The 13,261-nt window shown below is 64.4% G+C and carries 9 protein-coding genes; 4 read left to right on the top strand and 5 right to left on the bottom strand.

The features are described from left to right. Positions 1 to 86: 86 nt before the first annotated feature. From EOA13_RS24745 to EOA13_RS24735, 3 genes are all read right to left on the bottom strand, one after another. Complete coding sequence (locus EOA13_RS24745; RefSeq protein ID WP_127296277.1) at positions 87 to 1,118, bottom strand: hydroxyacid dehydrogenase; 1,032 nt, start codon at positions 1,116 to 1,118, stop codon at positions 87 to 89. A 427-nt stretch (positions 1,119 to 1,545) separates the two neighbouring features. Beyond that, on the bottom strand, positions 1,546 to 2,736 hold the full coding sequence (locus EOA13_RS24740; protein WP_127296276.1) for an NAD(P)/FAD-dependent oxidoreductase: 1,191 nt from the start codon (positions 2,734 to 2,736) through the stop codon (positions 1,546 to 1,548). Positions 2,737 to 2,854: 118 nt separating this feature from the next. Continuing rightward, positions 2,855 to 4,351, bottom strand: a complete 1,497-nt coding sequence (locus EOA13_RS24735; RefSeq protein WP_127296275.1) for a formyl transferase — start codon at positions 4,349 to 4,351, stop codon at positions 2,855 to 2,857. 249 nt (positions 4,352 to 4,600) lie between these two features. On the opposite strand from EOA13_RS24735, the gene EOA13_RS24730 reads away from it, so the two are divergent. Continuing rightward, positions 4,601 to 6,703 (top strand): exopolysaccharide transport family protein, encoded by a 2,103-nt coding sequence (locus EOA13_RS24730; RefSeq protein WP_127296274.1) that lies wholly within the window; start codon positions 4,601 to 4,603, stop codon positions 6,701 to 6,703. 1 nt (position 6,704) lies between these two features. Beyond that, the gene (locus tag EOA13_RS24725; protein ID WP_127296273.1) at positions 6,705 to 8,036 is read left to right on the top strand and encodes a VpsF family polysaccharide biosynthesis protein; all 1,332 of its coding nucleotides are present in this window, start codon (positions 6,705 to 6,707) and stop codon (positions 8,034 to 8,036) included. On the opposite strand, the gene EOA13_RS24720 is transcribed toward EOA13_RS24725, so the two are convergent. Both EOA13_RS24720 and EOA13_RS24715 read right to left on the bottom strand, forming a co-directional pair. Then, complete coding sequence (locus tag EOA13_RS24720; RefSeq protein ID WP_127296272.1) at positions 7,999 to 9,261, bottom strand: cellulase family glycosylhydrolase; 1,263 nt, start codon at positions 9,259 to 9,261, stop codon at positions 7,999 to 8,001. The two genes, EOA13_RS24725 and EOA13_RS24720, sit on opposite strands and share 38 nt — an antisense overlap. Then, positions 9,258 to 10,427, bottom strand: a complete 1,170-nt coding sequence (locus EOA13_RS24715) for a DUF1972 domain-containing protein (RefSeq protein WP_164780307.1) — start codon at positions 10,425 to 10,427, stop codon at positions 9,258 to 9,260. The genes EOA13_RS24720 and EOA13_RS24715 overlap by 4 nt, the downstream gene beginning before the upstream one ends. A 355-nt stretch (positions 10,428 to 10,782) precedes the next feature. Here EOA13_RS24715 and EOA13_RS24710 point away from each other — a divergent pair, with 355 nt between their 5' ends. Continuing rightward, positions 10,783 to 11,952: a glycosyltransferase gene (locus EOA13_RS24710; protein WP_127296270.1), complete on the top strand. Its 1,170-nt coding sequence runs from the start codon at positions 10,783 to 10,785 to the stop codon at positions 11,950 to 11,952. Further along, positions 11,949 to 13,256: a hypothetical protein gene (locus EOA13_RS24705; RefSeq protein ID WP_127296269.1), complete on the top strand. Its 1,308-nt coding sequence runs from the start codon at positions 11,949 to 11,951 to the stop codon at positions 13,254 to 13,256. The genes EOA13_RS24710 and EOA13_RS24705 overlap by 4 nt, the downstream gene beginning before the upstream one ends. Positions 13,257 to 13,261 lie beyond the last annotated feature (5 nt).

Raw genomic sequence — 13,261 nt, 5'->3', positions numbered from 1 at the left:
TTCGATTGCGGGAGCGTCGTCGCCGGCCGCGCTCTTGTCAAGCCGAGCTTGTCGAGGGTCGGCCGACCGGGACGAAAATCCACGCTTCAATTCCTGTCGGCCGGCTTGGAACGCATGCGCGAAACCGTCTCGCGCTCGGCGCGCTTGGAGCGCAGCGGCGGCAGGCCGCGGTCGATCAGGTCCATGTCCTCCAGCACCATATCGCCCATGCGCTTGAAGGCGATGTCGAGCGCGCCGGCACGGTGCGCCGAGCGCAGGAAGCCGGGCAGGGTGCGCACCGGATGGTCCCGCGCCAGCGGTTCTTCGGGGAAAACGTCGCTGGCGGCGACGATGTGGCCGCTCTTCACCGCCGCCATCAGCGCCGGGAAGTCGACCACGCCGGCCCGGCTGAGCAGGATGAAGGCGGCGCCCTTGCGCATGCCGGCAAAGGCGTCGGCACCGAGAAAACCCTGGTTCTCGCTGGTCACCGACGCAACGACGAAGATGAAGTCGCTGGTCGACAGCACCTCGTCGAGAGAGACCGGCTCGACGCCATTGTCGATGAGGATCGATGGCGGCAGCCAGGGATCGAAGACTTTGGTGCGGGTGCGGAAGCCCGACAGCAGCCGGTTGAGCGCCCGGCCGAGATCGCCGAAACCGATGATGCCGACATCCGCGCCGGACAGGAGCCGCGCCGTCTGGTTGCCGTCGCCGCCCCACAGTTCCTGTCCCTGGCGGAAAGCGAGATCGGCATCGACGATGTCGCGGGCGAGGTTGAGCGCCATGGCAAGGCCAAGCTCCGCGACCGGCTCGGCGAACACCAGGCCGGTGGTGACGACATGGATGCCGCGCGCGAACAATGTCTCGTAGGGCATGTTGTTGATGAGGTTGGTCTCGACATTGAAGACGCAGCGCAGCGCCTTCATCCGGTCGAGCGTTTCGGGCGATATGGGCGGCTGGCCGATGATATAGCGCGCCTCGGCCAGCACGTCGGCCGGCAGTTTCGCGACGCCGTCAGCGGTCGTCTCGACAATGCGATAATGCGCCTTGAGCCGCGCCAGCTGCCGGGCTGTGAAGATCAGGTCGAGTGTGCGTGGTTCCGGCGCACTGATAACCAGCGGCAAGGCGCTGTTGGACATGACTATTCCCTCTGTTCCCGATGGCCAAAATACCTTGGATGAAACGATTTACAACATCGCGCGGAGAGGCAAGGAGAGCGCGATTGGCGCTGGGATGAGGTGCCCTGTCGGAGCCGATATGTGCCGGCAATGCAACAGTGAAGAATCGTTTGACCACGATGGCGCGGGAACGACGTAAGGACCAGTAATGACACAATTGACACGGGGCAGGGAATTGGTTCTGCTGGCACCGTACTAATTTGGAGGGCACTTTACAGTGAAGAAATACGAGAAACCAACCTTGCAGAAGCGCGAGAGGCTTTCGGGCGTCACGGCCCAAACTGCCCCATCGACACCTCCGCCGATCCTCAGTGATTGATTGGCGCCTGACGCATTCGCCTGACAAGGGCAATAGCAGCAATCGATAGGGCGCGACTGGTCGCGCGCCCTATCGCATATTGGCCACGGGTGCCCGCCGTTGTCCCAGATGCCGGACCTTGCGGCCGATGATCATCAGCCGGCGCGCGGTGTTGTTGCGCAGGCGCCTTACGCGCCATTCCAGTCCGCTGTCGGCGGTAATCGACTTGGCATAGTAACTCACCCGCATGCCATCCTCATCGGCAGCCACCTTGACCGGATCGTCATAGAAAGCGTTGATCTTGTCAGCCGCCATGCCTGGTGTTTCGAGCCAGCGTGGAATGTGAACCGAATGGAGCTGATCGACATCGGTCATCACGCGCCCGATGCCGACGCCCGGCGTCGGACACGTCGTGCAGAAAGCATCGCCGATGAAGATGACCCCGTCGCGGCGATGGCCTTGCGTGGTGCTCAGACTGATCTGCCTGACCTCGACAGGACTAGCGACTTCGAAGTTGCCGCATCGCGCTGCTATTTCGGGCATCAGTTCGCAGAGCATCTTTTGCGGCTCCTGGCGGAACGCCCGCGTCCACGCTTCGGCCACATTGCGATAGAGGAACATGTTCGCCCGCATCTTGTCGCCGAGGGGAAAGATGCTGATGTAGGCGATACGGTCGGCAGCCCGCCTGCTGTAGCAGGTGACGGACTGATGACCGAAATCGCGCGGCGAGATGGCGAGGTCGAATCCCATCGACAATGAATGCGCCTTCGATTGCTCGATACGCTGCACCCCGACGGCGCGCCGCACCGCCTCGCCGTGACCGGTTGCCACCACCAGCAGGCGGGCATCGATGATGGTGCCGTCGGCCAGCACAAGCCGCTGCCGGTTCGGTCCAGTCGAGACCTCGGTTACCTTGCCGACCGTCAGCGGTACTTGCCGAGGCAAGGCGTCGCGCAGGCCATTGATCAGCGCGCCATAGGAGAATGTGAATTCAGCCTTCTTCTCATGCGCGAAGAACTGGCCGAGGCGAAACACATGCGTGTCGGTCGTCGAGGTGACGAGACGCTTGAGTGTCGCATCAAGGCCGAGCTTTTCGAACAGCAGCATCTGATCCATGCCGATCTTCTCGGCCCGGAACTCCTCGTGGTGGACGCGGTGCGGGTCGATCAGCACCACCTTGCGCCCGGCTTTTCCCAACAGCATGGCTAACGTGGTCCCAGCCATTCCGGCACCGACGATCGCCACATCGACTTCGGCCGGGCCGGCCTCTGAGATACTCATTCTGCTGCTCTTTCTGGTGGCAACTGCACGTTTCACAATCTCCGGTAGAAAATATCTTCCGGACCTAAATCAACCGCAAGCAACCGGGGCGCGTGCCTGGTAGTAACCAATGTTTAGGTTAATCGCGGACCCGCTGCTTCCAGCGCGGCGCGATCGCCGACCCGTCGATGAACTCAAAGCCGCCAGCCTCGTTGAGCGTGTGAAGTTTACGCCCGCTCCATAGCGCACCTGGATTTAAGATGGTTTCAACGACCTGCTCCATGCCGATCAAATCAAGGTGAGAAATGCGTGCGATGCCAAGCGCCGCGCCATAGCTCCTGCGGCAGTCCTGGACCGGGCGCAGCAGGTCGTTGCCGCGCCTGATCATGCGGCCGGCCGGCCGCGCCGAGGCGATGTCGATCAGCACGGGATTTTTGGGGTGCGGCGTCCAGGGGCCGCGAAAATCCGGCGCCGACCACAGATGCAGCGTGTCGGAGAAGGCGCCGCCGCCGTCGCGGACGGTGGCGAACAGCCACCAGGCGCCGCCATGCTCGACAAGCGTGGCGTCGCTGGCGACGACGCCTGACAGTAGCGTCGCCTCCTTGACCCATCCGCCGGGAAAGGCGGTGGCCCGGTAGAGATCGACGGTGCCGTTGGCGCAGCTTTCCGGCACCATCCAGACCTCGCCGTCGCGCTCGAAGACGAAGGGGTAGGAGAGATGGTAGGGCAGATCCAGCACCGGTTCAGGTCGACCGAGCGGGCCTGCCGGGCCGAAGGGCACGGCGGAGATGATGGCTTTGCCGAGCCGGTGAATATAGTCCTCGACGAACAGGGTCAGCTGGCCCTGGTAGAGGATGGGAAACGGATCGGCGTAGAAGCGGTTGCCATCGTCCGGCAGCTCTTGCCAACCCGACGCCGGATGCGCACGCAGGTCGAACAGATCGGAGCCCCCGGTTTGCCGCCAGCCGACCTTCCAATGCGGCGCGTTGTAGCAAAGGTGATAGATCTTCTGGACGATCCGCCGCGCCAGCGCCTTGCCGGCTCTGACCCCAAGCTTGCCGGCCGAGGGCATTGGCGGCGGGCTGCCTGCCTGCGCCGGCTCTGGCAGATCGGGCACCGACTTTGCCGCGCCTGACATGGCAGCGACGATCAGGCTTGCTGTGCGCGCCAGCATATCCTGGAAGGACGCCAGCGCGATGCCGCCATATTCTGTGCCCAGACGCCCGACGGCGATCGCAACGCCGTTCTCCTCGATGCGGGCAAGCGGTGTGCGGCCGGCGAGGATCAGGGCCAGCAAGGCCGCTTCCCCGCTGGCGCCGTCATAGGTGACGCGCCAGACCCGTGTGCTTTCCAGCCTGACATCGCCGCAGAGATCGACGACCAGGTCGGGCGAAGCGGGGGACCGCCGATAGGGCGCGAGCGCCGAAAGCGGCACACGCTTGGCCAGTCCATCATGGGCCAGTCCGTGTATCGCCGTTTCGAGTTGAAACAGGGCCGCGGCGCTGCGCGGAATGCCGCCGCCCGCCGGCCTGACATCGACGGACAGTTCGACGTCGCCGAGCGCGGCAAGGCGCTCCAGCAGCGTGAGATGAAAGGCGCGGACGCAGTCGCCGTCCAGGCGTAGACTTATCTGCATGGTGGAGGTCCGAAAAGGCGGTGCCCGGCCTTGCCGGCCAAGCCGGTCCGGTCAAATTGTAACCCCATCTGCATCCGTCTCCGCTCGCTGCGTAGCCAACACCTCGATATGTATATTTTTAAGCAAACCGCGTGCCAAAATTCACGTCACCTCTCAACATAATTAACAATGTTTTAACAGTTGGAGGAATAGCTAGGTTATCGCCGCAAACTGATCTTGCCGGCATATGGAGTATTGTCGGAGGCAGCCATGCAATCATCCCTGCCCATGGTTCCTCAGCAACACTCTCCGGATGCGGCACGCGCGGGATCATACGCAGCTTCGACTGTCGAACTGGGCGACCTGAAGCGCATCCTGGTGCGCCGCCGGTTCTGGATCTTCGGCACTGTCGCACTGCTGACGCTGGTCGCCCTTCTCTACGGTCTTCTCACGCCCGCACTCTACAGCTCGGCGGCGGAAATCCTCATCGATCCGCAGGACCTGCAGGTGGTCACCAACGACGTCAATCCCAGCCGTATCTCACCCGATGGCGGCATCACGCAGGTCGAGAGCCAGGTCAGCGTGGTCCAGTCGACAGGCGTGCTGATGCGGGCGATCGCGGCGACAAACCTGACGCAGGATCCGGAATTCAACGGGCAGGGCTTGCTGTCGCGCCTGCTCGGTTCGGCATCGGCCGAAGGCGACAGGTCGGTGCAGACACTCGACGCGCTGCGCCGGCGCCTGGCGGTGAAGCGGGCCGACAAGGTCCTGGTCCTCGACGTCATAGTCACCGCCAAGAGCGCCGACAAGGCCGCCCTCCTGGCCAACGCTATCGCGCAGGCCTACCTGGTCGACCAGGCGAGCGCGCGCGCGAAAATGGCCAGGGACGCCTCCGAGTCGATCACCGCCCGGCTGGACGAGCAGCGCAAACGCGTCCAGCAGGCCGAGAATGCCGTCGAGGCCTACAAGTCCGCCAACAACATGGTGATGGCGGCAGGCAATCTGGTCAGCGACCAGGAACTGACCGAGATCAACACGCAGCTTGCGGCGGCGCAGAGCCGCACCGCAGCGCTGAAGGCGCAGGTCGACCAGATGCGCCGCCAGAGCGGCACGGCGGACGCGACCTCGGAAGCGATGCGCTCGGCGGTGATCTCGAGCCTGCGGGCACAGGAGGCGACGCTGGTCGACCAGGTCTCGCAGCTCGGCACGGAGCTGGGGCCGCGTCATCCTTCGCTGATCGCCGCCCAGCAGCAGCTGCGCGACACGCGCCAGCTGATCGCGCGCGAACTCGGCCGCATCGCCACCGCCACCGAGACCGACTACGAACGGGCGCTGGCCAACCAGCAGGCGCTGGAAGCCAAGGTGGCGGGCATGAAGAGCAAGTCGCTCGACACCGACCAGGCCTCGGTGCGGCTGCGCGAATTGCAGCGCGATCTCGAGGCGCTGCGTTCCGTCTACTCGAACTATCTCCAGCGTGCCCAGGAGACGCGCGAGCAGATCAATGTCGACAGCACCAATGCGCGCATCATCTCCAACGCCATGCCCGCCTTGAAGAAGAGCTGGCCGCCTTTGCCGCTGCTGTTGCTGGGCGCGATATTCGGCGGCCTTGGGCTCGGCACCGGTCTGGCGTTGATCGCCGAATATTCCTCGCCGACGGTGCTTTCCAGCACCCAGATGCAATCGGCCATCGACGCGCCGGTGCTGGGCGTGGTGCCGGCAAAGTCAGGCACTGGGTGGCGCTGGTGGCCTTCTGGCGCAAGTTCGGCCGCCGCCTCCAGCCAGAAAACCGACGCCGTCGTCGGCCTTGCGCTGAGGCGCATGTTCAGTTCGGGCCAGCGTCCGGCGGACTGGCCGCTGGTGCCTTCCATCCTGGTGACATCGTCGCCGGGTGAGGGCGCGCAACGCAGCCGGGTGGCGCGGCTGCTGGCCAATGCGGCGGCGTCCAGGGGCAGCCGTGTGCTGTTCATCGATGCCAATGCCGGCGGCGGCGACCAGAAGGATCCGCAGCCGGGAATCCTCGATGTGCTGCGCGGCGAGTATGCCTTCGAGGCCGTCAGCCATTACGCCGCCGGCAGTAACGTTGCCGTGCTGGGTAGGGGCCGCTCAAAGACGGTCTTCCAGGAAGCGCATGGCATCTATTTTGCGCAGCAGATGCTGGCGCGGGCCAGCCGGAGCTTCGAGCTTGTCGTCATCGACGGCGGCGCGCTGGCCGACAATCTCAATGCCTCGCCGCTGGTCGCCATGGCCGACGAGATCGTGCTCGTCGCCACGCTGAACGCCACCCCGATGCGCGACGTCACGACGACCGCGCAGGCGGTTTCCGTGATGGGGCGGTTGCCAACGGCCGCCTTGCTGGTCGACGAGGCCGCCTGATATGGCTGCCAGTTGGAGCGCAAGCGCTTCGAACCATGGTGTTGCCGCACCCCGCGCCGGCACGTCGCTCGATGCGCTGACGCGCTTCGGACTGATCGCGGCGGTAGCGGTGCTGTTCAGCATCTCGGGCGGCATGCTGTGGCTGGTCGGCTACAATTATGATGGCCTGTTCGGCAACCCGGCGACCAAGATCCACCCGTCCACCTATCTCATCGTGCTGCTGCTTGCCTGGCGCTCCTGCACCTTCGGCAATCCGGTCGGCTATCTAGTGCATGTCGCCGACAGGCGTCCGGCCAGCGCGCTGATGGCCGCCATATCGATCGTGCTTCTGTTCGTCGTCATCGCAAGGCAGCGGCCCGGCATGGCCGGCATGATCGATACGTTCGTGGCCGCGGCTCTTCTGGTGCTGATGCTCAGCGAGGATGACGAAAGGACATTCGCCGGGCTGCAGACCGTCATTCACGTGGTCATGACGGCGAATGCGCTGCTTGCCCTTTTCGAGTTCGCCACCAAGACGCTTATCTTCCCCTATCGCCTGGACGGCGTGGCGTTTACCACCGATCTGCGCTCGAGCGCGCTGCAGGGGCATCCGCTTGCCAATGCCATGGTGACGTCGATCTATGTGCTTGCGCTGCTCTCCGGTGCCAGATCCCTGTCGATGCCTGTGCGGATAGGGTTGATCGGCCTGCAATGCGCGGCACTCGTCGCCTTCGGCGGCCGCACGGCGATGGTGACGACGGTGGTGCTCGGCGGCTGCTACCTGCTTTTTCAGGGCACCACCAAATTGCGCCAGGGCCGCGTCAATCTCTTGGGTGCGGCACTCGGCTTCATGCTTGCCGCGCTGCTGCCGGTCGTCATCATCGTGGCGGCATATCTGGGCTTTTTCGACGCGCTGCTGGAGCGCTTCGTGTCGGACAGCGGCAGCGCCAATGCCCGCGTCGAGATGTTCGAGCTCTTCAAGCACCTGGAATTACGCGATCTGATCGTCGGGCCGGATGTCGAGCTGATCGACAGTCTGCGCCGTATCAACGGTCTCGAACAGGGCATCGAGAATCCGATCATCCGCACCGTCCTCTATCAGGGCGCCTTCTTCACCCTGTTGCTGACGTTCGGCTTCGTGCTGTTCCTGTTCGAGGTGGCGCGCCGCTGCCATCCCGGCATCTGGCTGCCGATGCTGGGCTGGGTCATTCTGATCAACACCTCGGAAAGCGTCGCGTCGAAGACGACGCTGCTGACCAAGTTCGTGGTGCTGGCGCTGGTGCTTTACCGGCCGACGCGGGCAGCGTTCAGGCCCGTCAGTCCGCCGGCATGGTCAGGCCAAGCGCCGCGATGATATCGGGGTCCAGTGCCCGGGTGGTGTCGTCCATCATGCCCATGCCATCGAAGAGATCCCACAGTGCCCAGGCGAAGCCGAGTTTCTCGGCGCTCCGCCTGACATCGGCGATGTAGCGCCCGCGATCCGGGTTGGGCGCGGCGACATAGCGGGCGTCGGTGCGCAGCGCGCCGAACTCGCCCATGATGATGCGTTCCGGCGCAAGGCCATGCGCATCTCCCCAGTCGCGAACCTGGCGAAGATACTTGTCGACAAACCAGCGGTCGGGCTGGGCGTCGAAATAGACCTTCAGCACACGCTCGGTTTCGGCATAGGCGGCCTGCTTGGCGTCTTCAGGGGTTTCGGTGTCCTGCGCCATGCGGGCCCTGACCGATGCCAGCGTCTGTTCCAGCGAGCCGGCGGATGCCGGCCACGGCACATTGTTGAGCGACCGGTAGACAGGCTCGCGCATCCAGGGCGCGCCCTGATGGCTGAACAGATAGGGCTCATAGAAGTGGAAGGTGAACAGGATCGGCTCGAAGGGCGACAGCGGTGCCGGATCGAGCGCGGTCAGTCCGCTCACCATCGAGCCGCAGCCTCCGGTGACGACCAGCGGCAGGGTCGCTGCCGATGCCCTTGCCGCGGTCAGAAGCGCGAGCTGAATTTGCAACCAGACGTTCGACGCGCAGGCCTGCGCCGGTTCGTTGACCGGCTCGAGCGCCACCCTGCCGGGCTGGAGCCGCGCCAGCCTGCCGGCAAGCTCGCCGACTAGCCCGCGGTAGAGATCGAAGGCGGGCGCCGCGGTGCTGGAGACCATGCGGTCGGGGTTCCAATAATGGGTGGCGGCATTGGCCTGGATGTTGACGATGATGCCGAGACCGGCGTGGAGAGTGGCCGTGACAGCCGCGTCCAGCATGTCCAGCAACCGGCCGCGCGTGGTGGCGTCGGCGGCCAGGAAAGGGCCGGGATCAACAGGCAGACGGATGAAATCGAGCCCGGTCCTGCGCAGCCGACGCAGGTCGTCCGGGGTCGGCACCGGCCGTTGCGATTGGAAGGGCGGCCAGCCGTAGTCGGTGCGCGGAGCGGGAAATTCGCGCGTCAGCGAGAACCAGGGCCAGGCATTGACGCCGCGCCGAAACCGTGGCCCGGCGGCGGCGCGAGCGATTGGCGCGACCGGGAGCGAGCCGAGAGCCGCCGCGGTGGAAAGCGCCGTCCGCAGCACCCGCCGGCGCGACCAGCCTGTCATACGGTCCCTGGCGATGCGTGGTCCATCGCGGCGGTCTTGGCGGTGGTCACGCCGAGCAAATGATAGGCCTCATTTTCATAGGCGAGCAGGACATCGTCCCAGCGAAAGGCTTCGCGGGCGCGCGCCCTGGCGGCAACGCCGCAGGCCTTGACCAGGGCATCATCATCCAGCGCCTGCTGCATCCGCTCGGCGCAACTGTCCTTGTCGGTGAAGTAGATCGCCGCCGCCCCCGCGGTCCACCTGTTGTAGGGATTGTCGTGGGCGATCACCATGTTGCCGGCCGCCAGCGCCTCGACCAGCGAGGGGTTGGTGCCGCCGACCGTGTGGCCATGCAGATAGGCGCGGGCGTGGTATCTGAGCGCCTTGACCGTCGCCTGGTCGTAGATGGCGCCCGGCAGGACCACCGAGCCATTCGCCGCCTTGCGAACAGCGACATGATAGGGGATGTCGTCGGACAGCGTTCCCAGCACCACCAGCTTCATGTCGCGCTTGGCGGAGCAAAAAGCTTCGACGATCGGCAGGATGTTGTTGTCGGGTTCGATGCGGGCGATCGAGACCAGATAGCGCCCGGGCTCGAGGCCGAGCGCCCGGACCGGCGCCTCGGGCGCTGATGTCACCGGATCGGCGCCATAGGCAATGGTGGCGATTGCGCTGCGCGGCCGGCGTGTCGCCAGGTGATCTGCGATGGCGGGATGATCGGCGACCAGCCGATGCGAGGCCCATGCGCCGATCCATTCGTTGAGCCAGAACCAGGTTCGCGCCGCCATTCCCCATTTTGGGCGGCGCCACTCGATGCCGTCCATGTTGGTGAAGATCTTGCGTCGCTTCAGCCTGAGCCAGGTCAGGAAGACCGCGCCATTGTAGCCGAGCACCAGGCAAACACCCGGTCGCCGGGCGGCGTCGCGGGCGCATTGCCAGTCGAATTCCAGCGTCGCGCGCGGTCCCTTGGAGGCGACCTGGATGTGAATGAGCTCGATGCCGCGCCAGGTTTCGCTGCGCACCCTCTGGTCGATCCGTTCGACCTCATCCTGGCAATAGACGCCGACTTTCCAACCGCGCCCGACAAGAAACAGCGCCAGTTTTTCGGCAAAGGTTTCAAAGCCGCCATGGGCCGCAGGTATGCCGCGGGTCCCCAGGATCAGAATGGCGGGCGTTTCTGGTTTCATGGCCGGCGGCACTTTCACATGTCTCATATATTAGATATTGCTTAATTTATAATGAGCAGGTGGCAACTTCCGTGCCACCTCCCGATTTCGGTATCCTGCGAGGGATCATCGCGCGGGGTTGTAAAAAAACGGTGTTGAAGCCGATGGTTGTTTCATTCTCGGTCAACCCTTCTGTGCGTAGCTGTATCGAAACGAAGCAATGCCTGGGGCGTACGGCCGGCAGTCGGGCGTATCGAACCGATAGTCGGGTATATCAGCCGATAGTCTGATGTATCGAACCAGGCATGATTCTTGCGGACGGGCTTCTGCCACAATCGCCCAGCGCGATGGTTGTAGCACCCGGCGGGATATAAAGATGCGGATTGCCTGCGTTCATCAGGGTTATGAACTCTATGGTTCTGACCGCAGCTTCGCGGAGAGCGTTGCCGCGCTGCGCGCCGCGTTTCCGTCGGCCGACATCGAAGTGGTTTTGCCGCGTAGCGGGCCGATCGTGCGGATTCTGGAAGCGCATGCCAGCCGGATCGTCTTCGAACCGCTCTGGGTGCTGAGGCGCCAGGCCATTGCGCGCCTTGCGACCGTCGAGATGGCGCGATTGCCGGTTGCCGTGTTCAGGGCGTGGCGGCGCCTCAAGCATTGCGACCTCGTATATGTCAACACCTCGATCGTGGCCGACTACGCGCTGGCCGCACGCCTTCTTCCCCACAAGGCCGTCCTGCACATCCACGAAATCCCCGAAGGCGCCATGCGCAGGGTACTTGTCGGCCTGATGCGCTGGAGCCACGCGGATCTGATCTTCAATTCACACGCGACACGCGCCGCGTTTGGTGATCCCAAGGCGGCGCGTGCGTATGTCGTCTACAACGGTGTTGCCGGGCCGGCGGCGGTCGAACCGATGACATATGACGGCAAGCGCCCATTGCGGGTGCTGCTGCTTGGCCGTATCAACCGGATCAAGGGGCAGGAAATCCTGCTGGAGGCGATCGCCTCGATGCCGGCGGAACTCCAGGCGAGGATCGAGGTGCGGCTGGTCGGCGGCGCCTTCGAAAGCACTGAGCGCGAGCATGCGCTTGCCGAACTGGTCGAAACCATGGGGCTTACCGGGCGCGTCAGAGTCCTGCCTTTCATTCCCGACCCTTCGGAGCATTATCGATGGGCCGATATCGTCACCGTGCCGTCGCGGCGTCCGGAATCGCTGGGCCGCGTCGCCATAGAGGCGATGGCTTACGGCCGGCCGCCGCTTGTGTCGGCGATCGGCGGGCTGGGGGAAGTGGTCAGCGACGGGGAGACCGGCTGGCATGTTCCGCCCGGCGACGCAGCAGCTCTTGGCGCGAAATTGCAGGAGATCATCCTCGCCCCTGAGGCCTGGCGCGGGTTTGTCGCTGCCGGGCGCGCGCGCTACGAGGCAATCTTCAGCGAGCCGGTCGCGGCCGCGGCGATCACCGCGATCGCCGCCGGCAAGCTGAAGACGACCATCGCGCGGCCGGGCAGGATGCCTGCTGCCCGCGAAGCGGAGACGCGGCCGTGAAGTTAACGTTTCCGAGCCATCTGGTTCGACGCCTCGTGCTGATGATCGGCGGCGAGGCGATGCAGAGCGGCTTTCATTTTGCCCTCAATATCATGCTGTTGCACATGCTGTCGGCGCAGGGCTACGGCCTCTTCGCCATCGGCATGGTGATGGGCGGTGTCGGCCTGTCCTATATCAGGTCGCTCACCGCCGTTCCCGCCAGCATCTGGATGAGCAAGAGCACCAACAGCGCCGGCGTCGACACCTATGACGTGGCGTTCGGAACGGCGGCGCTGATCGTGGCTTTGCTGATGGCCGTCGGCACGGCAGTCCTGATGCATGTTCTTGGCGATCCAAGCGGAATTGCCGCCGGCTGCTTCGTCGGTGCCTGGTCGTTGCGCAGCCATATGCGCACGGCTTTCTTCGCACGGCGCCAGCAGGTTGTCGTCTCCGTCAGCGATGGCGCTTTTACAGTCGCCGGCTGTGTCCTGACCGGGCTGTCGATATGGTTGGTCCAAGACCCGCTGCAGACCGTGTTCTATGCACTGGCCGCGGCAAATGTGTTCGGCATTTTCGTCCTGGTCCGGCTGGCTCGGCGCTCGCTTCGCATCAGCTTCCGCATGCCGACGCGGCGACGCTATGTCAGGCTCTGGCCCCAGCTGCGCTGGTCGGCATTCAGCGCGACCACCACCAACATCCAGGGTCAATGTCTGGCGCTGCTGGTCGCCGGCATTGCCGGTCCTGCCGCCTACGCACCTCTGGCGGCGGTTCTGGTGCTGTTTGCCCCGCTGCGCATCATCAGCCTTGCTTTCGTCAACATGACGCAGCCGGATCTCGCCAGGCTGATGCGGAACAATGAAACAGGCCGTGTCTGGACGCAGGCCAAGATCTGGGCGCTCGTCATGGGGCTCGGCGGCCTTGCTTATGGATGCGCCATCATGTTCGTCCTGCCGATGATAAAATCCCAGGCTCTCCAAGACGCTTCGACCTGGTTCATCGGACTTTTCGTGATCGCGAATTTTGTCCCTATCATGCTCTATATCATGCCCCGCATCGTGCTTGAAATACTCGGCGATTTTCGGATCGTCGCGTTCATCACCACGGGCGGCGCGGTCGTCGGCCTGGCGCTGATCGCGGCCCTGCTGGCAATCGCGTCTCCGCCGTGGGCGTTGTTGGGTTCCGCGGTCTCCGAGATGTTCGTGCTCGTGGCATCGTGGTATTTCGCGCATCACCGCATGTGGAATATCGAGCATCCCGACGAGGCGCGCGACAGCCGGTTGGGCGCGTGGCGGCGCACGCTGCCGTTCGCTACGGCAAAGCGATAGGAAAA

Origin of the sequence: Mesorhizobium sp. M7A.F.Ca.US.011.01.1.1 (assembly GCF_003998295.1) — a bacterium.
In the GTDB taxonomy this organism is placed as follows: Bacteria; Pseudomonadota; Alphaproteobacteria; order Rhizobiales; family Rhizobiaceae; genus Mesorhizobium.
Note: the sequence above shows the minus strand (reverse complement) of the source record. Positions and strands in the feature narration are given on the sequence as shown.